General features: G+C 42.0%; 18 protein-coding genes. 4 read left to right on the forward strand and 14 right to left on the reverse strand.

From position 1 onward, the window contains the following. Positions 1–7: 7 nt before the first annotated feature. The 5 genes from F597_RS0108975 to F597_RS0108995 form a co-directional block, all read right to left on the reverse strand. Entirely contained in the window at positions 8–1,339 is a 1,332-nt protein-coding gene (locus F597_RS0108975) for a sedoheptulokinase (protein ID WP_019539398.1), read from the reverse strand. A 31-nt stretch (positions 1,340–1,370) separates the two neighbouring features. Continuing rightward, entirely contained in the window at positions 1,371–2,534 is a 1,164-nt protein-coding gene (locus tag F597_RS0108980; protein WP_019539399.1) for an MFS transporter, read from the reverse strand. 248 nt (positions 2,535–2,782) lie between these two features. After that, positions 2,783–4,501 carry a RagB/SusD family nutrient uptake outer membrane protein gene (locus tag F597_RS0108985; RefSeq protein WP_019539400.1) on the reverse strand — a complete coding sequence of 573 codons (1,719 nt, stop codon included), beginning with the start codon at positions 4,499–4,501 and terminating at the stop codon, positions 2,783–2,785. A gap of 191 nt (positions 4,502–4,692) precedes the next feature. After that, positions 4,693–7,851, reverse strand: a complete 3,159-nt coding sequence (locus tag F597_RS0108990; RefSeq protein WP_019539401.1) for a SusC/RagA family TonB-linked outer membrane protein — start codon at positions 7,849–7,851, stop codon at positions 4,693–4,695. A gap of 351 nt (positions 7,852–8,202) precedes the next feature. Continuing rightward, positions 8,203–9,684 (reverse strand): glycoside hydrolase family protein, encoded by a 1,482-nt coding sequence (locus F597_RS0108995; RefSeq protein WP_139224211.1) that lies wholly within the window; start codon positions 9,682–9,684, stop codon positions 8,203–8,205. Between the two features lie 498 nt (positions 9,685–10,182). Here F597_RS0108995 and F597_RS0109000 point away from each other — a divergent pair, with 498 nt between their 5' ends. From F597_RS0109000 to F597_RS0109010, 3 genes are all read left to right on the forward strand, one after another. After that, positions 10,183–11,274, forward strand: a complete 1,092-nt coding sequence (locus F597_RS0109000) for a GntR family transcriptional regulator (RefSeq protein ID WP_044060204.1) — start codon at positions 10,183–10,185, stop codon at positions 11,272–11,274. Between the two features lie 146 nt (positions 11,275–11,420). Continuing rightward, positions 11,421–13,418: a glycoside hydrolase family protein gene (locus F597_RS0109005; protein ID WP_139224212.1), complete on the forward strand. Its 1,998-nt coding sequence runs from the start codon at positions 11,421–11,423 to the stop codon at positions 13,416–13,418. A gap of 19 nt (positions 13,419–13,437) precedes the next feature. Further along, a complete protein-coding gene (locus F597_RS0109010) occupies positions 13,438–13,974 on the forward strand; it encodes an RNA methyltransferase (RefSeq protein WP_019539405.1) in 537 nt (178 codons plus the stop codon). Positions 13,975–14,025: 51 nt separating this feature from the next. On the opposite strand, the gene F597_RS0109015 is transcribed toward F597_RS0109010, so the two are convergent. From F597_RS0109015 to F597_RS0109055, 9 genes are all read right to left on the reverse strand, one after another. Beyond that, the gene (locus F597_RS0109015) at positions 14,026–14,772 is read right to left on the reverse strand and encodes a UDP-2,3-diacylglucosamine diphosphatase (RefSeq protein WP_019539406.1); all 747 of its coding nucleotides are present in this window, start codon (positions 14,770–14,772) and stop codon (positions 14,026–14,028) included. Positions 14,773–14,799: 27 nt separating this feature from the next. Beyond that, positions 14,800–15,117, reverse strand: a complete 318-nt coding sequence (locus F597_RS0109020) for a metal-sulfur cluster assembly factor (RefSeq protein WP_019539407.1) — start codon at positions 15,115–15,117, stop codon at positions 14,800–14,802. 49 nt (positions 15,118–15,166) lie between these two features. Next, positions 15,167–15,856, reverse strand: coding sequence for a RadC family protein (gene radC / locus F597_RS0109025; protein WP_019539408.1), 690 nt, complete (start codon positions 15,854–15,856; stop codon positions 15,167–15,169). Positions 15,857–16,176: 320 nt separating this feature from the next. Next, positions 16,177–16,938, reverse strand: coding sequence for a YaaA family protein (locus tag F597_RS0109030; RefSeq protein WP_019539409.1), 762 nt, complete (start codon positions 16,936–16,938; stop codon positions 16,177–16,179). A 13-nt stretch (positions 16,939–16,951) separates the two neighbouring features. After that, complete coding sequence (locus F597_RS0109035; protein ID WP_019539410.1) at positions 16,952–18,079, reverse strand: AAA family ATPase; 1,128 nt, start codon at positions 18,077–18,079, stop codon at positions 16,952–16,954. 215 nt (positions 18,080–18,294) lie between these two features. After that, entirely contained in the window at positions 18,295–18,957 is a 663-nt protein-coding gene (locus F597_RS0109040) for a DUF2461 domain-containing protein (RefSeq protein WP_019539411.1), read from the reverse strand. A 21-nt stretch (positions 18,958–18,978) separates the two neighbouring features. Continuing rightward, positions 18,979–19,545, reverse strand: coding sequence for an elongation factor P (gene efp, locus F597_RS0109045; RefSeq protein WP_019539412.1), 567 nt, complete (start codon positions 19,543–19,545; stop codon positions 18,979–18,981). Positions 19,546–19,625: 80 nt separating this feature from the next. Beyond that, complete coding sequence (locus tag F597_RS0109050) at positions 19,626–20,936, reverse strand: NCS2 family permease (protein WP_019539413.1); 1,311 nt, start codon at positions 20,934–20,936, stop codon at positions 19,626–19,628. A gap of 18 nt (positions 20,937–20,954) precedes the next feature. Next, a complete protein-coding gene (locus tag F597_RS0109055; RefSeq protein ID WP_026327308.1) occupies positions 20,955–21,680 on the reverse strand; it encodes a DUF5020 family protein in 726 nt (241 codons plus the stop codon). 285 nt (positions 21,681–21,965) lie between these two features. Here F597_RS0109055 and cysS point away from each other — a divergent pair, with 285 nt between their 5' ends. Beyond that, positions 21,966–23,444: a cysteine--tRNA ligase gene (cysS, locus tag F597_RS0109060; RefSeq protein WP_019539415.1), complete on the forward strand. Its 1,479-nt coding sequence runs from the start codon at positions 21,966–21,968 to the stop codon at positions 23,442–23,444. Positions 23,445–23,448 lie beyond the last annotated feature (4 nt).

A 23,448-nucleotide genomic window follows, 5' to 3' on the forward strand; every position in this document is an offset into this window, starting at 1 on the left:
CAGATTGTTACTTATTGATCGGATATCCTTCTCCCATCACGGCACTAAGACAGGCACCGAACGCAGCTTCTTCCTGATAAGGAGAAAAGGTTACATTACTGCCGAATTGTTCCTCAAAAGCTCTGCACAACAGGGGATTTTTCTTTAAAGCATTTCCTGAGCCTATTATTGTATCTTTGTTGCCTTTTATTTCCTCAGGTAAGTTATAATAAAAGTCATATAATTCCCGGCTAATCCCTTTCAGGAAGCCTATAATTAAATTCTCCGGGGTGAAATTAGTGAGTGATATACTTTCTATCTCTCCTCTTTTCCATGGAGCAAAACGAGTACCATCAAACAATGTTGAGACAATGGGCATATCTTCTTCATTTCTCTTATACGGTACTGTGGTCATTATCCTATAGACATCTGACTCCGACAGAATTTCTCCCGTGAATAATTGAAGTACCTGCATAAAGAAATTCTTTAACATAGCAAAGGCCTGCCCTCCACACAAAGCAGCACCTACTAAAATATATCCTCCTCCAGGAAAGGGACGTGTATCTAAAGTCGGTATCCTGATATACTTGTCACAATAAACAGATATTTGACTACTGGTTCCGACAGTTATATGAATAGATTTATGGATATCTTTTACCGATCCAAGAAAAGCGGCCTGATTATCTCCTATTGCAGAATATACAGGGATTATTCCTCTAAAACTTCCACAATAACTGGCAGATTCTCTCAACTGCGGTAACAAGGAGCAATCGACACCTATCTTTTCAAAAGCCACTTTGTCGAATACAAGATTTTCCAAATCGAAGAAACCGAGACTGGCGCCGATGGAATAATCTGTCAAAGGGTTTTTCCTTCCTGACAATTTCATTACGGTATAATCCATTATAGTACATATCTGTTGGGTATTTTCGGGAATCAGATTGTTCTTCATATTATAAAAATGGGTAACCAGCCCGAAGCCGGTAGCTACCGGATATCCGGTTATCCCGGACAAATAAGCCGAATATGTTTTATCACCCTTATATAATTGGTTAGCACGTCTGTCTTGCCAGGTAAAGAGAGGGCTGACGGCGTTACCCTCGTTATCAATATAGAGTATCCCGTGCATTTGCCCGGTAACGCCTATCCCTTGTATATTTGTATAACGGTTAATGAAACCATCCACTATTTCCAGTACCAGTTGTAAAATTCGATCAGGGTCCTGAATTTTTTCCCAATCATCTTTTGACAAGATTGTGGCATCGTTTTCCAGTGTGACCGATTCTATTTCTTTTTTTTCGTAATCATATATAACACCACTTATAGAGCTGGTTCCTATATCTATTCCAATAAAGTACATATTGTCTTTCTTTAATTACTACTCTCAATTTTCACCCTTTCTGATAGATCGACTTAAATTTGAACGTCAGAAAAACCAGATAAGCTACGCAAACCGTCAATACAATAACAGCCCCTGTTTGCCCTCCCAAACTATCGGAAGCCACACCCATCAGCAGTGGAAATACAGCACCTCCGGCTATTCCCATGATCATCAGTCCTGATATCTCATTGCTCCGGGCTGGCATATACATCATAGCACGCGAGAAAATAATCGGGAATATATTAGAGTTACCTAATCCTATCAAAGCAACACATATATAGATCGTTATCTGATTATAGCTAAAATAAAGCCCCAGGATTCCGAACAGAATCATACAAACGCTTACTGTAAAGAAATTTCGTGGAGGAAATTTAGCCAATATAAAAGTACCTGCAAAACAACCGAACGTTCTGAACAAAAAATAAAGACTGGTAGCATATCCGGCATCTGCCAATACCATGCCGACTCTTTCTATCAGGAGCTTAGGGGCAGTAATATTCACCCCTACATCTATGCCTACATGGACTAATATACCTAAGAAGAGAATGAAAATAACCTTATTTTTCAACAATCCAACACACTCCTTAAAAGAAGATGGTTTTCCCTCTATCACATGCTCTTTGATCTCTGTAAAATACAGATAAACCATAGCAATCAGAGTGGCAACAGCAAAAAGAGGAAATAAAAGTTTCCAATTCCCGTAATAGATCAATGCCTGGGCAGCAATAACAGGTGCAATAAATGAAGCAATTGCTTTCACAAACTGTCCCATTGTAAGATAACTGGGCAGTTTATTTCCCTGAACGATATTTGTCAATAAGGGATTAAGGGACACCTGCATCAAAGTATTCCCCAATCCCAATAAAGAAAAGCAGAGTAACATCGAAAAACCGGTATAGATCAAAAATGGGATACACAGCCCTATAAAGGTTACAACTAAACTTAGCAATACAGTTTTTTTACGTCCTATTTTATTCATCAGTATTCCTGTCGGAACAGAAAACACAAGGAACCATAAGAATACCATGACCGAGAAAGCATTGGCCGCGGTATCGGAAAGAGCAAAATCACTTTTCACATAATTCGTTGCTATTCCGATCAGGTCAATAAATCCCATTGTAAAAAAGACAAACATTACTGGAATTATTTTTTCGATTATACTCTCTTTTTTCATACGATAATATTTAATTTTTTACACTATGGTCGTATGGAACTCGCATATTATCATATTCTTGTGTGAGAACAGTTATCATGCTCATTTCATACGACTATTTTATTTGTTTTCGTTATCCGTCCATCAATTAGTCTCCGTTTCAGCGATATTTTCTGCCAATCGGCAGCAGTCATCCGGCTTAAATGAGTACAGAGAAAGTTTCTCAGCGGTTGGATTAAACTATTCCAAACCGCTGAGAGCACTTTGTTTTACCATCCTGCATTTTGTTTATACAATCCCTTCACATAGCTGATCTGCTGCTGAGGGATGGGAAAATACTCATCCCGATTCTTCGTAAATTTGGCATCCTTCAGGTAGGAACGCCTTTCTTTTTCCACCTCAAAATATTCATTCATAAATTCTGCGGCAATACCCCAACGCACAAGGTCAAAAAACCATTTCCCTTCGGTAGAAAACTCCAGATGACGCTCCCAGCGAAGTGCCTGCATGGCAAAATCCTTTGTCCATGGCGGACAATTGACTCCGGGTTTATATGGCTGAACGTCAAATTTACCCGTAGGTGTCCCATCTTCAAATACCAATCGTCCCGTACTGTTAGCGGCACGCTCACGAACCTTATTAATCAAAGACAATGCTTCGTCCATATTTTGCTCCAATTGGATCAATACTTCTGCACGCCACAGCATCACTTCATCCAAACGCAATACATCCCAGTTTAAACCAGCACCCATAAAGGGATTAGTCTTTTTAAAACAATCGCTGGTAGGTAAAACCAATAATTTCTGACTCATCGAATATCCGTAAACTTCCGGTGTACGCACCCAGTTTTCTTCCATAATATAAGATGGTTCATATTTCCAGGGCATACCCGGTACACAGGCAGTATGCATCAGACGCGGATCCATCGGCATTTCAGCGAAAGCCGCCTTATTATCTAATGTTCTTCCCTTATTATAATTCTCAAAATCAGGAACCCCATTCACCGTTTTGTGCCGGTTCATCATATTGACAGAAGGCTGTAAAAATCCGCAACATCCATAATCGGAATTTACCGGTGAAACCAACCACGAATTTAAACGTCCCTGTGGCGTGTCTGTTGTGTACTGAATAGCCCAGATAGATTCCGCTCCGTTCTGGTATTCACAAAGAAAATTCTCTGCAAAATCGGGGGCCAGGGAACTTCCGGAATTGTCAATAATATCCTTGCATAAAGAAGCGACTTCAGTCAGCTTATCCCGATTGACATTGATTACATTATGCTTATCATCCTGTTCATAGGCTGCAAAAATCAACGTCTTGGCCAGATAAGCTTTCGCAGCAAACTTTGTCGGCCGACCCACCTCATCCTGTCTTTCAGGTAGTATTTGCGCTGCATACCGGAAATCGTCAATAAGTTTTCCCCATAATTCATCATTTGTCAGTTCATCATTACTTACCTTATCATACATCTCTTCCGGGGTATCTTCATCGATATAAGGGAAGAATTTGAAACACAGTTTCATATACATATAGATGTGTCCACGCAGAAAGCGAAGTTCTGCAATACGCTGCTCCCGAAGGGGGTACTCCTCTGGTGTAAGATTCTTAACCTTCCGCAAAGCATCGTGAATACGTCCTACGGCAACATAATGTACCCACCATAGGTTATCCAGATCACCTACATTCGTAGGCTGCAGATAAGTAAAGGTCTCCCATCGGTTCCTCTCTTCATTATCGTTCGTACCGGAACCTCCTTTATAAGCTTCTCCCCCTCTTACTGAACCTTCTTCATAAGGCATGCCAATCTGCTTGTTAAAGTGATTCTGTCCGCAAAACGAATAAGCAGCATTTATCATTTGTTCTACCCTCTCCGGGGTATTCAGGTCTTTATCGGCGACCACTCCCTGTGGTTTTGTTTCAAGCATGGATTCACATGCGGAAAACAACGAAAGGAATAAACCCAAACTGATTATTTTGACCGTTTTCATATGACTAAAATTATTTATTTTCAATGGTGTCATATGGAACTCGCATTTAGTCATGTTCACTGAAGTTAGTCGTTTTCTACGCTCAACATAGTAAAAACAAGTTTTTCCTATGTATTCGCTTATCGAAAACGTTCTTGTGTAAAAACAGTTATCATGCTCGTTTCATATGATTTCTTATTTTTTATTACTACTTAAAATGAAATATTTACAGCAAATGTCATTGAGAATGGCAACGGGTAACTATTCCCCGGTGTTTCAGGATCAAGCCCCGTATAAAGATCATCACCCCATGTCTTTTTCAGGGTAAGTACATTATCGGCCCTCAATGCTAAACGAACTCTGTTTATTTTTGCTTTTTCCAATAACACTTTAGGAACTGTATATCCTAATTCCATATTTCGGATCTTCATATAGGAACCGCTTTCCACATAATAGGTAGAAAAACGCCCCTCATCGTTATAGTTATTAATGGACATAGCCGGAATAGTAGTATTTGTATTGGTCGGTGTCCATGCATCCAGTATACGCGTACCATAGTTCTCTCCCGAGGTACTTAATGCATAAATATCGGTCCATGATTTCCAACCACCTACATTCAATTTCTTTCCAAATATCCCATTTAAGAATACAGAGAAGTCAAAATCTCTCCAGGTCAACCCCAGATTAATACCATACTCCAGTTTTGGGTCCTGGTTACCTAACCATGTACGGTCTTCGCTGTTGATTTTGCCATCGCCATTGATGTCACGATAACGGATCCGTCCGGGAGCAGCACCTACCTGAGTAGCGTGGGCTTCCACTTCTGCCTGGGACTGGAATAAACCATCGGCAATATATCCATACATAGAAGTACGCGAACGCCCTAAAACATTCTGGTCTGTTCCGTTCCCGGCAAAATTGTTAATTACCTCTTCCGGCACTTTTACGATCTTCTGCTTATTATGTGAGAAAACTCCACTGACATCAAAGCCGACTTCTCCTATTTTGTCCGTATAACTTAGAGTCAGTTCAAATCCTTTATTATCTATATCGGCACCGTTTAACCACATATGAGCTCCCTCACCCAACGTGGCAACTGTTCCCGGCTTCATCAAAATATCGGTTGTCTTTTTGATATAATAGTCGAGGGAGCCTCCTAATTTTGAATTGAAGAACCCGAAATCTACACCAATATTATGTTGAGTAGTTGTCTCCCATTTCAGATTCGGATTGTTTCGCTGTGTCCGGCGAAAACCCGAAGGCAGGTTATTTCCTCCCTGGCCTGTGAAATCATAGGCTGTACCCCAGTTCCAATCATGGGAATTATAGTCATACAAAGCCTGATACATTAAATAGGCTGCATAATCATCAATTCGTGAATTACCATTTTGTCCCCAACCATACCTGAGTTTCAAAATAGAAAATCCGGACAGCGCATCTCTCAGGAAAGCCTCGTTATTCAAAGTCCATCCCAGTGAGAATGCGGGGAATGTAGCCCAACGATTATTTTCTCCAAAGACAGAGGAAGCATCCCGCCGGAGAGTAAAGGAGGCCAGATAACGGTTATCATAATTATAATTGGCTTTACCAAACCAGGATATCAAAGTATTATGGCTGGAATTACCCCCGTTATCACGATCCTCTTCACCGGCATCTAACTGCATATACTCAGGCGTTTCGAGTGCAAACACACGACGGCTACCCCAATGGTGCTGATAATTATGATCTATAGTCTCCTGACCGAGCATAACATCAAAATTATGTTTATCCACATCAAATACATATTGCAGGATGTTACTGTTATTCCAGTCGAAGTTATAACCGGACGACTGAGTCACTTTATTTCGGCTCTCGCTCATGAAACCGGATTTATATGTCAAATCCATTATTCTCCTTGTCTGACCGACAAAATCTATACCGAGAGAGGAACGGAAAGTCAAACCTTTCAATAATTCAATACTGATATAGCCATTTCCAAACAAGCGCAAATTATCCTGACAATTCTGTAGATTATCCTCTATCAGTCGAACCGGATTCTGACGGTCACTCATCCCGCCGATAGGTCCTCCCCAACCTATTCCATCCACCGTATGAACCGGCACTATGGACATCAGCGACTTGGTAGAACCTAAATTACCGTCACCTATATTGGGATTGCTTCTCCATTGAGAAATCGTAAAATTCTCACCGACCCTAACCCGGCCGTCCAACCAACTGTAGTCCGTATTGACCCGACCATTGAAACGTCTGAAATAACTACCTTTAATTGTTCCTTTATTATCATAAAGATCCAGTGCGAACAAGGCATTACCACTATCGGTACCCGAAGAAAGCGTAATATTGTATTGTTGGATTTGTCCGGTCCTGAGTATTTCTTTTTGCCAGTCTGTATCAGCCGAACGCATTGTCTGTTCTATCGGATCCAGGAACTCTCTCCAGGAGACGTTATCCAATACCCAGTTTCCATTTGCATCCTGATGATCCTCATACCGGTATAAACCTCCGTGCCCATTCACATAACCAATACCTACCTGATTAGGGTCGACATTCGGATTATCATTTTTAATTGCCCAATATTGAGCAATACCCCGTTGCTCGGTATTCATGAGTCCATACGGTTTCTTACTACTGGTCACCGTATAGGAAGCTTTAAAATCTACTGTAGTTCCTCTCTTCCCTTTACGGGTTGTTATGATAATAACCCCGTTGGCCGCACGTGAACCATAAATAGAAGCGGATGAAGCGTCTTTCAAGACCTGAATTGATTCGATATCCAACGTGGCAAGCTCTTCCATGGAGCGGGTTGTAGGTGTACCGTCAATTATATACAAAGGGTCGTTGTTGTTCAATGTTCCTTCTCCACGAATACGTACGGTAGCTCCGGGATTGGGTGAACCATTTGCGGATACTGCCATACCTGCCACCCTCCCCTGAATTGCACGCATGGCACTTCCGGTAGTGCTTGAACGGATCTGATCAACTTTTACCACAGATACCGCACCCGTCAGGTCTGCTTTTCGCTGGGTGGTATAACCTGTCACAACAACCTCTTCCAGATTCAAGGCATCTTCATTCAGCCGAATGACAATATCCTTTGCACTCGATGCCGGAACTTCTATTGTCTTATAACCGATAAAACTCAATACTAATGTACCTGTACCCTCCACAGTCAGAGAGAAACGGCCATCAATATCCGTTATTGTTCCATTACTTTCCTTGTCCTTCTCTACGATAGAGACGCCAGGTAAAGGATCTCCCATTTCATCAAGGACAATACCTGTTGCTACTACTTTCTGCTGATTCACTTCACCGGAACGACCGGAAGCATATACACTCTCCGGAATAGGGAACAGAGAAGCCACAAGTATCATACAACACATTGTTTTTTTCTTTAAAAATGCTACCTGATTCATAAAATATATATTTAGTTATCAATTAAACTTAAGGCACCTTTTTATCTCTCATATGGGAAAATATATAGTCAAATATTTCCCTCATAAATATTCAATTATCCACTGTTAAGATTTTTCATAGTTTTAATTTTTTATTCATAAATCATTCAACTCCATTTATTATTCCTCACTGACAAAAACAGGGATAAGGAACACAATCCACCCGATTATCGGGGAAGACTTCAACCAATTATCAAGCAATCTCCAACGATTTTTTCAGGATACGAACAAATAAGAGTCCTAAGCAAACTCTCTATTAATCCTCTAACACTAATCTTTAATCTTCTGAATCTTTATATCCCGGATAACAGCATTCCCGTTTTTCACATAAAAGAAAAGGTTATTACCTTTTTGCTCAGGCAAACGGTTCAATACAGATCGTTTATTATTTACAGACACATCAAAAAATTCACCATACACGATCACATCCAAAATGATAGTTTTTTCTAAATCTTTCACGGCCTGAATAGAGGTATTATGCATTAACACTGTATGATTATCAGCATTTAATTCCAATCGGTAACCATTTCTATTCTTATCGATAGCACGTAAAAATAAGCCTAACTCCTCATAATTTCCATCCGGTTCAATTTTCATTGAAATACGATAATTCTCCGGTAAACCGGCAAGGGAAGCAACGCCTATATTTCCCGATGCATTCATCTGAATAAAATCATTAGATACAGATACGATATTCACCGGCGAAGCAATCTCTATAACCGGAGTAGATATCGGATCCATTGCCGGCAATACTTCTTTCAGAAAATGGGTAGATAAAGTCCCATCCGGTTCCTGATAAAGCTCCCGAAACAAAATAGTACCTCCCCATATTCTGTCTCCGTTATCTTTATCATCCTTGCGGCAAGGGGAATAGGCTACAGCAATGCGACGACCGTCCTTGAAGCCGGCTGTTTTATAAACACTTCCAAAATATTCAATGAGGGCCTGAGATTCAGGGTATATCCAGGGTCCGTATGCTTCTTTCGACATCAGATAATAGGTATGACCACCAATACTATATAATAGATAATACCAATCGTTCCACTTAAAATAATCAGCACATTCAGGCGTACCTCTTTGCCCTCCCAATGGAGACTCTATCTCTTCCCAGTTTTTCAGATCTGTTGAGACCAGATGCACCAGATAACCTCCAAAACCAGCCAATGAGGGTTCTTTTAAATTACCCGAAACAAACAGATGAAAAAGACCATCTATATCTTTAAAAACTTTCGGATCCCTGAAATCACGGCTGATACATTCTTCGGGAGCATAATAAAACGGGTTGGGTTCCTGTTTCTGGTAATGGTATCCTCCATCTGTACTGATTGCATAACTCAATTGTTCATGCACTTTTCCCTCTTCTTTTACACGTGTAGCGTAAAAAGCATAGAATTTATCCCCTTCAGCAATAACCGAGCCTGTACATATCGATTTTTCCCACTCCTCATTATCTATTCCCAATGCAACCGGATAATGTTTCCAGTGGATAAGATCCGTGGTTGTACTTAAGGCCCATTGATGTCCACCTAATCCATCCAGTCCGGCATGATGTCCTTCATCTAATAACCAATACAGATAGAAAGTTCCGTCGTGATAATAAGGCATACAATCGCCGGAAAACAAATGTTCCTCCACAGGTTTAAAATATTGCAGATGGGATGTCCGCTGGATAGAAGGATTATAATCTTTCACAACCTGTGCCATCGAAGAGATTGTAATAAATAAAAGAGGTATGAATAATTGCTTTTTCATTGGAATAGGATTTTTTAAAGAGGCATTCATTTTGAGTTTTTATTTTACATTTAGATTACTGATCATCCGATATCTTTTGGACACAAATATAGATATCTCACACACACAAACAAACAATAATTTTACATTTTAGAGTATTTTAAACTATCATATTTATTACATTTTAATTCATAAATGATATTATTGAACATATAGAATTAACATAAAAACAGAGCAGGCAGAGATATCAATAAGATAGATTAATTAAATAAAAATCAATTATTTAATAGCTAAATCAGAAAAGTCGATGAAAAGAAAAAAAGAACTACATCACATTTATAAAATGTAAACATTTGTCCATCAATATTTAACATTCCAAATTTCTAATCATAATCAAAAAACATATTTATCATGCATAATTTATTTTTAAGAAGAAAAAAATAATTACATTTATTTTTCATATATGCAAATTATATGAAAATAATAATTACATTTGCATATCATTTTAAAATTCTCATCATGAAATCTAGAATTAGTTACAGAACTATTTACAACACCTTGAAAGATCAAATAGTAAAAGAGGCTTTCCGTCCGGGTTCAATGTTACCGACAGAGCAGACCCTGGCCGAAAAATATTCTGTATCTCGTCCGACCATTGCTAAAGTATACAACCAGTTGCAGGAAGAAGGATTTGTCAAAAAGACAAAAGGGTTGGGAACGGTTGTAGTCTATCAATGTTCAAATACTACTTATACTTTTGGCTTACTATTACCCGGCGCGGGTGAGTCCGAAATATTTTCCATCATCAATGATCAACTTCTCAGACAATCGGATATCGGTCGATTCAATTGTCTTTGGGAAGGAGCAACTGCAAGTAGTGCAGAAATCAGAAAAACACTTATTGAAACATGCTGTGAAAGCTATATAAATAAGAAGGTAGATGGAATTTTCTTTTCCCCATTAGAACGGGTTCCGGATTCTTACGAAATAAACCTCAGGATTTGCAAGGCTGTGAAAGAGGCCAATATCCCACTCATACTTATCGATAGAGATGTTCTGGCGTTTCCCGAGCGGAGTGAATTCGACCTGGTATGCATTGATAACTTCAATGCGGGCTGTGTTATGGCTCAACACCTGATAGAACAAGGATGTGAGATAATTCACTTCTTTCACCGCCCCGATTCGGCGAACTCCGTCGCTCTTCGCCTGTCCGGTGTAAGAGATGTCGTTTTAAAGAATGGTTACCAATTTAATAGCCACAATATATTTAACGGCAACCCCGAAGATCTGGATTTCGTAAAACAAATGGAGATTATTCCCGGAAAAACAGGGATTGTATGTGCTAATGATTCTACTGCTGCAGTATTAATGTCATCATTAGACGCACTGGACATTAAGATATCATCAGACGTATTAATGTGTGGCTATGATGATATGAAATATTCTAAACACCTCAAACATTCCCTGACATCATACAGGCAGCCGTGTGAAGAGATCGCCAATATCAGTATTGAATTACTCATGCGCAGGTTAAAGGACAATGACCGAATTCCCATCACAGTAACGCTGACAGGAGAAATAGTTGTCCGTAATTCAAGTCAGTTTCTCTGATAACAGATCCAGCCAATTGCTTCTCACTACGCCTGTCATTCATTGCAATAACAATTATTTATATACCTACAATAATGAATAAAAAACAACACACACTGCCCGTAATTATTCTTATGATTATCAGCAGCATTTTATTAGTTAGCTGTATGGAGAAAAAGAGATCGGTACAGCTTGAACTATACTCTTCTCCCTGGAATTTTATAACAGAGGATACGCCATTAAGCACTCTCTCGGTACAAAATAGCAGAGCAGATCTTACCGTCCCGAACGACAGTTCCAGTTTCACTATCAAATTGCAGGTAAATCTTCCCTTTGTAAACCCGAAAAAATCGATTCTCACTATTCCTGACGTATTGGAGCTAACCGTTTATCAACATGATGTCAATGACAGAAAACAGCAGAACTACCCGGCCTATCCAATGCCCGACGGTTCGGTTCCTGTACTGGAAGCATCTCTTCTGCTCCATTTACCGGTCGAACCCACCGAAGCCCGATACATGCAGGTAGGTCTTCCTCTTGCCATGCTGAAAAAGCCGGCAGGCGATCATGAAGTTATTCTTCATTTTTCAGGAACTCAGTGGACTATTTATATCGACAACGAACTAATGGATAACGATTTCCCATTGGGTTATCCCAAATGGGGAACGTCAAACTCATGGCAGATAGATCCGTCTGTTGTATCCAAAGCGGAAATATTCTTTCCGGGAATCGAACCTCAGAAAGTTGCATTAAACAGTCCCCGCATTTCACAGGAGATACAATACTGGACTCCTCCCGGACATAATACCTGGGTAGGCGATGTAGCCACTTTCTACCATAAAGGACGCTATCATATATTCTATCTTTACGACAGGCGTGGACATGCCAGTAAATTCGGACGAGGAGCTCATTACTTTGAACACATCTCCACAGCCGATTTCAAGACATGGACAGAACATCTTGCCGCAACTCCTATTGAGGAACAATGGGAAACATTCGGAACAGGGACGCCCTTTATTTTCAACGACCAGTTATGCATCAGCTATGGGCTCCATACCACACGCATTTATCCACGAGAACAAACAACATTGCCTTTGCTGTGGGATTTCTACAATACACATAACGTTACAGGTTCTTTCCTCTATGATACAATCCCCGGTTATCCGGCCGGATCTACTTACTCTATCAGTGAGGATGGTATCAGTAACTTTAAAAAAACTCACATATTGTTTCACCCTTGTGAAAATCCAAGCGTTTATACCGATCCCGAAGGGCGGTTGCGTATGTTAGCCAACTATGGAGCCAAAGGCACATGGGAGTCAGAATCTATCGATGGGGGCTGGTGGAGTGTCAATCCCGGATTTCCTCCGGGCGGTGATTGTACATTCTTCTTTCGCTGGGGCAACTTCGATTATATAATCGGTGGTTTTACGGGATTATGGTCGAAACCGGCCAGTGCACCGGAAGACAATTATGAAAGTATAGTTGAGAAAGGGTTGGATTTCTATAACGGGATGTGCGTACCGGCTATTACGGAGATATCAGACGGACGTTTCCTGATGGCCGGATGGATTCCTATGGTAAACTGGGGAGGAACCCTCAATATTCATGAAATGATCCAATATCCTGACGGAAGAATCGGCACCAAATGGATGGAAGAAATCATTCCCACAACCCAAAAAGCCAAAACACTGACCCGGGAGGTGAAAGAAACATCATCCTTTACCGTCGACAACTCTTCTTTCATGCTTACATTCGATGTAAATCCGGGAGAGGCAATATCAGAAAAAATGGGATTGCTATTGTCGGGATCCGATGAAGACAAGACTTGTGAATTACAAATCACCCCCCGGGCAAAAAGAGCACAGTACGGAAAAGGAAATACCACCCACTATTCCGAAGAGGAGAAAACATTACGTGAAGGAGGCTATCCCAATCATGCGCGCGATTATGCGATCGAAAATCTGATTGGCACCGATAAACCGTTTACGGTTCGTATAATTGTCAAATATGAAGAAAAATATGGCGGTTCACAAATCGACACGGAGATTGCAGGTCAACGCACCATGATCTCTTTCCGTCCCGGCTTGAAAGTAGAAAATTTATTATTCAGGTCGGAACAATCTACAATCAAAAATGTTAAGATAGCTTCTCTCAAAAATTAAGGGAAAACAAAGTATACACATGCAACGACGAAAACTAAAGATTGAAGAACTGAACCGCATCTCGGTCGAGGAGTTCCGGGAAGCAAAAAAAATACCGTTGGCAATGGTGCTCGACAACGTACGCAGCCGGCATAATATAGGGTCGGCATTCCGTACGGGGGACGCCTTCCGGGTAGAGGAGATATTGCTCTGCGGCATCACAGGTACACCGCCCGACGTAGAGATTCACAAAACAGCCCTTGGCGCCGAAGATTCTGTAAAATGGCGTTATTTCGAAGAAACTCTTTCGGCTGTAGAAACATTAAAATCAGAGGGATATGCAGTCTTCTCCATTGAGCAGGCTGAACACAGTATCTCACTGGAAGAAATTGAATTGGATAACAAAAAAAAATATGCCGTGATCTTCGGGCATGAAGTACATGGCGTAGCACAACAGGTAATAGACGCATCAGACGGATGCATCGAAATTCCTCAGTATGGGACCAAGCATTCTCTCAACGTATCAGTGACAGCAGGTATTGTAATATGGGATTTCTTCCAACAACTTAGAGGCTAGGGAAATTTCCAAACGAAAAATCGATAACTCTAAAGGAACCCGCATATATCTCTATGTCCATTGCTTTAACTGTACACTTTCCCCGTCGAATTCCGCATAGGAAAAAAGAGTGATCCAGTCGCCCAGCATGATCACTCGACTCTGCTCAGCGATGGGTAGGTCGAGTAAAACGTGACGGTGTCCAAATATAAAGTAGTTGATATCAGGGATCTCTTTCAACTTATTTTTCGCGAAACGGATCAGATGCTCCTGGTCTTCCCCCAGATAAGGAACTACACCCCCATTCTCGCGACTGCTGTTCGACCAGGAATGCGCCAGTGGTATCGTCCATCGCGGATGAATGGTTGAAAAGCATCTTTGCAGGAATTTACTGCGAAACAGTTTCCGAAGAAGGTGAAACGAACGGGAGTCATCACCCAGCCCGTCGCCATGGGCAAGGAAAAATTTTCTGCCCTCAATATCCGTGATATATGGCTCCAGGTGGAGGATCATCCCGCACTCTTCAGAGAGGTAATCAGTCACCCAAAGATCATGATTTCCTACAAAGAAATGAATTTCCACTCCGTCATCAGTCAATTCGGCCAACTTTCCAAGAACACGTGTAAACCCTCTGGGTACCACATACCGGTACTCATACCAATAATCGAAGATATCTCCCATCAAAAAGATCACAGCGGCATCGCGCTTCACCTGATCGAGCCATCGGCACAGTTTACGTTCCGTTTCAATGGAATCGGCATGTGATTTGGAGCCTAAATGGGCGTCGGCAAGAAAATAGATTTTATTTCTCACAATCAATTTATTCAACTAGCCTCTTTACCCTGATTACATCATTCCCAGCTCCAACAATGCTTCTTCACTCATCATAGACCGGTCCCATGGGGGATCGAAAGTGAGGTCGATTTCCACTTTATTCACTTCAGGGATTGATTCTACCTTTAATTGCACATCCATCAGTATGAAATCGGCTGCGGGACAACTGGGAGAAGTGAAGGTCATCTCAATGGTCACATTATTCTCCTCATCTATATCCACATCATAGATCATTCCCAGGTCATAAATATTCACGGGAATCTCAGGGTCGTATACCGTACGGAGCATGACCACTATTTTATCTTGTAAAGCTTGTAATTCTTCGTTCATAATCTCGTTTTTTGATTAAACCGATTGCCCGGCATATTGTTTAATTGCATCAGATAATTCCTTCATCTGCAAAACTGAAATAACTATCACCACAGACGATAATATGGTCGAGCAGAGAGATATCCATCCACTGGGCAGCCTCTTTCAGTTTTTTGGTAAGGAGGGTATCCTGTGGACTTGGTCTGCATTGCCCCGAGGGATGGTTGTGCCCGAGAATGATTCCTGACGCATACTGCCCCAGCGCCTCCCGCAGGATCAACCGGATATCTACTACCGTACCCGATATACCGCCGCGGCTCACCTGAATAGTACTAAGCACCTTGTTGGAACGGTCGGTCAGCAATGCCCATGTCTCCTCATGATTCAAATCAGAAATCAGAGGAAAAAAGTACTCATAAGCAATCCTCGAGGAAGTAATCTTTTTCCGACGTGGAGTTTCCACCGCTTTCCTGCGTCTGCCCAACTCAAGCGCAGCAAAAACAGTTACTGCTTTTGCTTTTCCAATGCCGTGAAAATTATTTACCAGATCGGATACGCTCATCCGGGCCAATTTGTTCAGATCGTTACCGGCCTTCGACAAAATATGTTGGGCCAGTTCTACTGCACTTTGCTTATCGTTGCCCGAACCGATAAGGATAGCGAGAAGCTCCGAATCGGAAAGTACTGAAACACCTTTCAGTAGTAATTTTTCACGGGGACGATCTTCCTCCGCCCACTGCTTGATACTTAACTTGCTCATAACGGTCCACAAAAATCAGACTACTTCTCGCCGTAGCGTAAGGATAAGTGAACTCATGTTCGGCGCATTCGGCTTAACGAAATAGTTCTGTGTTCGGCAAAGCAAATATACGAAAAATTCCGAAAATACCATCCTCTGCTTCAAATAGTTTTTGTTATCCGGCGTCTGTCATTTACGTATAAAGCAAGTCTGAATAAAAATTCAAGATTGAAATTTTATTTTTCACTCTGTAGATTTTCTGTCGTCACTCGGTATAATACAAATAAACCTGTACTCTGTCATCGTTTCTGAAAAAATTCATTTTTAGTTTACTAAATTCCTTACCGTACGAATACCCAGGTATCCTCTTTCGAAAGGACCGGATAGTAAAAATAACCTTCGTAATCAAACCCTTTCACTTCCTCCGGATCTGTCAACCTGTTTTTAATGATAAAACGGGACATCAGGCCGCGCGCTTTCTTGGAATGCACCACAATCTGTTTCAATTTATCATTTTCTTGCTGCAGAAACTGGATGTCGATGATTTTCACACCTTTCGGCAACTTGTTTTTCCTGACTACCTTTGCGTACTCTTTGGATGCTACATTGATGATGGTTTTATCTCCTTTCCGGAGTTTTTTCGAGAGATGGCCATTGACCGTATCTTCCCAGAAATCGTAGAGTGTCTTATATCCTCGCGGCATAATTTTTCTCTGCATCTCGAGCCGGTAAGGCTTAATTGCATCCAGCGGACGAACAATACCGTATAACCCGGAGATGATATTGAGATGCCGCTGCGCGAAATCGAAATCTTCCACAGAAAAATCATGGGCATTCAAACCCTTATAAGCAATACCGTTATACGCGAGTGCGGCCGATTGTTTCGGAGTAGGCCGGAGATCAAACGTCTGGAAATATTCATATACTTCATGCGCCATTTTGGCATTGATCTCCATCTCCGTCGCGATCTCCCTTTCCGAGAGTTGCCGGCATACAGTTATCAACTCTTTAGTCTTTTCCGGGAATAACGGTCTTGACGATTTTATGTCTCCCCCTTTACCGGAAAAGTCCATTAACTTGGCAGGTGACAGGATAATTTGCATATTACTATTTTTATCAGAATCTTCTCACATTTTTTTTGAACCACAGCTTAAAAACAGGATCATTAAAACTGACGATTTTACCCGAAATATAGATCAACTCCTTGTTTTCAAGAGATGTTTTCAATCGTCTTATATTGGCTGATGTCCCTAACTGGTAACGCTTCAGATTCTCCTTCCTGGTAAATTCAGACGTTACACCCTCCGCCACAGCATACAAAAAATTAAGCTGGTAGGTGGTCAGGCCATCGATATACTTATAATAAAGCATCGAATTTTGATTCAGTAAATCGGCATATGCTGCCTGAAAGCCGGTTTCGGATGCCTTCACATCCGTTTGCACCCATAAAAGCCAAGCCAACTGCTGCACATATGAGGAGTGGTTTTCTACCGTAAGGCAAACTTTTTCAGCAAGTTCGGGCGATATTTGCTTTCCGGTAACTTCAAACCGGCGACAGATAAATGATATCCAGTCAGACGTATTAATTTTCTGGAGATAGATTACATCACCGAACTTATAAAACGGCATACTCTGTTTCGAGAACAGTTTAGTCATTAAGTGCTGTTTGCTCCCGTAAAGACAATAGGTTACATCCTGGTGCAACTGCCATGCCGACCGCAATTTCCGCTGAAAATAAAGCGCATTGTCAAATTCGGCGATTTGCTGAAATTCATCCAGGCATACCACGATACGGATGCCTTTCTCTTTTGTGATTTTTTGGGGGAGATTCAGTACCTCTTCGTTCTGCTGCTGATTGGAGAAATCGAACGAAAGAGCGAAATCGGTCATCGGATCAACGCCAATACTGATCTTCGGCACCAGTCCCGACAAAAAGCGTTTCGCGTTTTCTACCCATTCTTCCCACCTGCTTGCTGTTTGCTTGATCAGCTCTGTAGCATAAAGGGTGTAGAACTCCTCCGCGTTGCGACAGGAGAACACATCCATATTGACAACTTTCAGATCCGATGAACAGGCTTCTTCGCTCACCTTTCTCACAAGTGAGGTCTTACCCCAACGACGTGGTGAAATGAGTATCGTATTCACACCATGTGTGAAATTCGCCAACAGGCGCTTAGCATCTGCTTCGCGGTCAGTAAACCATTCGCCCGATGTAGCCGAACCAAAAACAAACGGATTTCCCATACAGTTATCTCCTTTCTGTCACAAAGATAGGTAAAAAATAACTACAAACAACTTTGTTACAAACAACTTTGTTACAAACAACTTTGTTACAAAATTATCCCGCACATATAATTTATTAATATACTCATAACAAATGAATAGGCAAACAGGATATATTGTGGGATCCCATCAAATTGGAAGAGAAGTCAACTTATTCTGGATTTTTCAGAGCTTCATCAGCCTTTCACAGCCCTGTTCAAAAACGCATTAAGGGGATATTGTATTTTGCAGAGTTCCACAAGCCGGTCAATCCCCCCTTCTTGTTGGAAAAACTCATTTTCAAGAGGATAATGGGTAATAAAGTGTTTATTTTTCAATAGTTCGATTTCCTTAAAATCTTTCGGATAACCCTTGGGCGGATTTTTAAGCCTATCTTCAGCAGACAGTTCGGGGAAAGTTTTTTTGAACTTCCTATTATCAAGAATACTCCGTATCTCCTCGGGCTGATGATAAATCTCGTTTCTGATGGATTCCAAAGCAGCCGGGTCGGGACTATAAATACCACCGGCAAAGAATGATTCGTCCGGTTGAATATGGATATAGTAGCCTGCAAACCGGGTTTTCTTTCCCCCGTTTGCTATAAAGGCACTGAGATGGGTTTTATAAGGTGTTTTATCGTGAGAGAAACGGGTATCGCGATAAATACGAAAAACAGACTCATTGGCCGTAACCGATCCGATATCCGGATCGAGTTGAGCAAGCGGCACAATGAGCCTGTTAATAAAGTTTTCAAAATCGGCCCGGATTTGATCATACTCGAATTTATGCTCATGGAACCAGTTGCGGTCGTTATTTATCTGCAACCGAACAAGAAAATCGAATATGCGGTCGAAGTCCATACGTCTAAATGCTATTTGCAACTATCCTCTTACACGCTCGACATATGATCCATCGCGTGTATCTACTTTGATCTTTTCACCCGCATCGATAAACAGAGGTACACGCACTTCGGCGCCTGTCTCCACAGTGGCGGGTTTAAGCGTGTTTGTAGCGGTATCACCCTTGATACCCGGTTCGGTATAGGTCACCTCGAGCACCACATGTACCGGCATTTCGGCGGTAAGGATTGTACCGCTTTCGGCATGGATCTGCACATCCACCACATCACCCTCTTTCAGGAACCGCACTCCTTCGATCTGCTCTTCCGGAATGGGGATCTGTTCGAAAGTTTCGGTATTCATAAAGTTATACCCCATATCATCGCGGTAAAGATACTGGAACGGGCGACGTTCAATACGCACCTCATCCACCTTTACACCTGAGTTGAATGTCTTTTCGAGCACTCGTCCCGTAGTTACATTTTTCAGTTTAGTACGGACAAAAGCTGCACCCTTACCCGGTTTCACATGAAGAAACTCTACGATAAAATAATACTGGCCATCCAGATCGATGCACATTCCGTTCCTGAAATCAGCAGTTGTTGCCATAAGATATTTATTGTTACTATTTTATATTGATTTAGGCCGCAAAAGTAGTCATTTCAGTCGACATACACAAACGATCCCGGTTAAAGCACGTTCATTCCATCGAGTACCATCTTCGCAATAAACAGCACGAAGATTACCCACATGGTGACTGATATATGTCTGAACTTTCCACTCAATGCTTTCAGGAAGACAAAAGAGAGCATACCGAAGACAATTCCCTGAGCAATACTGAAAGCAAACGGCATCATCACAATGGTGAGAAATGCGGGTAATGCTTCGGTCATATCGTCGAAATTGATCTTCACTACGGAAGTGATCATAAACAGTCCTACCAGAATCAAGGCGGGGGCAGTAGCTGCAGCCGGTACCATCAGGAAGAGCGGAGCAAAGAATAGCGCCAGGGCAAACATGGCCGCCGTAGAAAGAGCGGTCAGCCCCGTGCGACCACCTACAGCCACTCCCGAAGCACTTTCCACATAAGAAGTAACTGTGCTGGTCCCCAGTACAGCGCCAAAGGTAGTACCGAGTGCATCGGCAAAGAGAGCACGTTTAAGCTGAGGAAAGTCGCCGTTCTCATCGGTAATGCCTATTTTAGAAGCCACCCCTAACAATGTTCCGATAGTATCAAAAAGGTTCACGAACAGGAAAGTGAATACCACGATTAGCATATCGAAAGTAAAAATATTCGTCCATTCGAATTGTACAAAAATGGGCGAAATATCGGGTGGAAGCGCAACCACGCTTCCTTCAGGAAAGTGTACCAGCCCGAGGACAACTGCGAAGATAGTAGCTGCCGCAATTCCGATAAGAAAAGCTCCGTGCACCTTTTTGTAAAAGAGTACCGCAGTAAGGATAAGTCCTAACAAAGCTACCCATACGTGAGGATTAGACATGACGCCCAGCGTGACCATAGTATTTTCATCCTTCACAATCAATCCCGCATTTTGCAGGCCGAGCAAAGTGATAAAGAGCCCGATACCCACAGGGATAGCATTTTTAATAGTGCCCGGAATACTCTTCACTATCAGTTCACGGATATTGAACAGGGTGAGAAGTACGAAGATAATACCCTGAATAAAGACCGCTGTCAAGGCCATCTGCCAGGAGTATCCCAATCCTATCACCACCGAAAATGCGAAAAAGGAGTTCAACCCCATGCCCGGTGCCTGTGCCACCGGCAGATTAGGGATAAACGCCATAAAAAGTGTACCTAATACAGTTGCAAGTGCTGTTGCGGTAAAAAGTGCTGACCTGTCCATTCCCGTCGCTCCTAGGATATTGGGGTTCACCACCAGGATATAGGACATGGTAAGAAAAGTAATGACTCCCGCCACGAGTTCCGTCCGTACAGTTGTCTTATGTTGCTTCAGTTTAAATAATTTTTCCAGCATGATTTTATGGGATTTAGATTAAAAATTCCATTTGGTAGCTATCGTAGGGATAGCATAAAAGCTATTTGCCCCGATAACAAAATTATAACTCACCTCTACCTCACTTCCAATAGCAAATTGGGGTGTAATATTGTACCATATCTGGGGTTCGCTTAGCAAAACCATCTTCTTCCCCTTTTCGTCTCCTTCTCCGGTACGATTCTTGTTTTCACTCCAGATATCCAGGAAACCGGCCAGTGAAAGCTTGCCACCGGCAAGGGTAGAGTTCCATGTAAGTGTCCACTGTGCATCATGACTTAACTCTTGGAAAGCATTCAGTTTATAAGCCACGTAAGTACTCATGAAAAAATTACCCAGTTGGAACGGATAACCAAATCCACCCAGATAAGAACTTGGAATGGAAAAACCAACGCCATCCAGCCCTCTTACTAATCCCAATCCGCCATTGTATTCAATATGGGGCAGTAAAGGAAAATCACCAATCTTAAATTCGCGGGCTATCTCAGCATAAGCAAGTCCGGGATTACGTTTATCGAAATTGAAATCGAAATCCACGAACATGAAAGTACTTCCCCACTGGTCGGGTTTAAACATCTCAAAGGTAGCGGTAAGATAATTGACAGGAGCACCTATCTTATCTCCATACAATGAATGACGGGGATCGAAGTGCAGTTGCAGGTTCTGCGCTTGAATAGTCCCTGCCGCACATAAAATAACAAGGGATAGAACAATGTTTCGTACCATAAAGACTTTTTGTTTTAATAATTCAAGTGAATCCAAAGAAGCCGCAAAAATATTAAAAATATACAAAACAGCCTCATAAATGTGACTCTTTTTCAAGATTTGACTCCGTCGATTTTCCATTTTCAATTCTCTATTTCCAATTCATTTCAGTCCACTCATCCACTTAGCCGCCTAACCACTCAGGCACCTTTCCGCTTTTCCTCTTTTCCACATTCCCACTTTACTTTTACATATTATTCTATTATAATTTGTATTTTTGCCTCTCTTAAAAAAACATCATTCATTATGAGCGAAGAAAAGGAAAAGAGGTTGATAATCTACAACACACTCAGTAGGACAAAAGAACCATTTGAACCGCTGCATCCCCCTCTTGTGGGTATGTATGTTTGCGGACCTACTGTCTACAGCGATATACATCTCGGGAATTGCCGCACTTTCATCTCTTTTGATATGATATACAGGTATCTGCTCCATCTCGGATACAAGGTACGCTATGTGCGTAACATCACCGATGCCGGCCATTTGGAGGGCGACCGGGATGAGGGTGATGATAAATTTGCCAAAAGGGCCAAACTGGAGCAGTTGGAACCGATGGAGATAGTACAGAAATACACTATTGGCTTCCATGACGTAATGGCACTCTTCAACACACTTCCTCCCAGCATAGAGCCGGCTGCCACCGGGCATATAATAGAGCAGATAGAGATGATCAAAAAGATCATGGCCGCGGGGTTCGCTTATGAGGTAAACGGTTCTGTCTATTTCGATGTGGAGAAATACAGCAAAGAGCATGATTACGGCCAACTCACTAACCGAAAGATGGAAGACCTGCTGGAAGGGACACGGGAACTGGGCGGACAGGACGAGAAGCGGGGCAGGCTCGACTTTGCCCTTTGGATCAAGGCAAAACCGGAGACCCTGATGCAGTGGCCCTCCCCCTGGGGATGGGGATTCCCCGGCTGGCATATAGAGTGTTCGGCAATGAGTACAAAGTATCTGGGCACTACTTTCGATATACATGGGGGAGGGATGGATCTCCAGGCAACCCACCACACCAACGAGATCGCCCAATCAGAAGCTTGTAACCACACCGCACCCGCCAAATACTGGTTGCACACCAATATGCTCACTGTGAACGGTGCCCGCATGTCCAAAACAGCCGGGAACGGCTTCTTACCCAAAGAACTGTTCACAGGAGACCATCCCTTATTGGAAAGAGGATACTCTCCAATGACAGTACGCTTCTTCATGGCGCAATCACACTACAGAAGCACGCTCGATTTCTCCAACGAAGCACTGCAAGCAGCAGAAAAAGGATACAAAAAACTGATGGAAAGCCTGTCGGTATTAGAGAAATTATCTCCGTCCGCTTCCTCTTCGGTAGATATCGCTGCACTGGAGGAAAAATGTTATGCCGCCATGAACGATGATTTTAACAGTCCTGTACTGATCGCAAATCTGTTTGAAGGGGTACGTATCATCAATTCGGCTAACGACAAAAAAGAAACCCTCACCACGGCCGACCTGGAGGCTTTGAGAAAACTAATGCATACCTTTATTTTCGAGGTATTGGGACTGCTTGACGAGTCAAAAAGCATGGGCGGCAGTGACGTGATAGAGGGATTGATGAATTTAATTATCGACATCCGTAAAACGGCACGGGAAAACAAAGACTGGAGTACATCAGATAAAATCCGCGATGAACTGAAAGCGATTGGTGTAGAGATAAAAGACACCAAAGAGGGGGTAGAATGGAGAATTTAAAAGA

This window comes from Proteiniphilum acetatigenes DSM 18083 (assembly GCF_000380985.1).
GTDB lineage: Bacteria > Bacteroidota > Bacteroidia > Bacteroidales > Dysgonomonadaceae > Proteiniphilum > Proteiniphilum acetatigenes.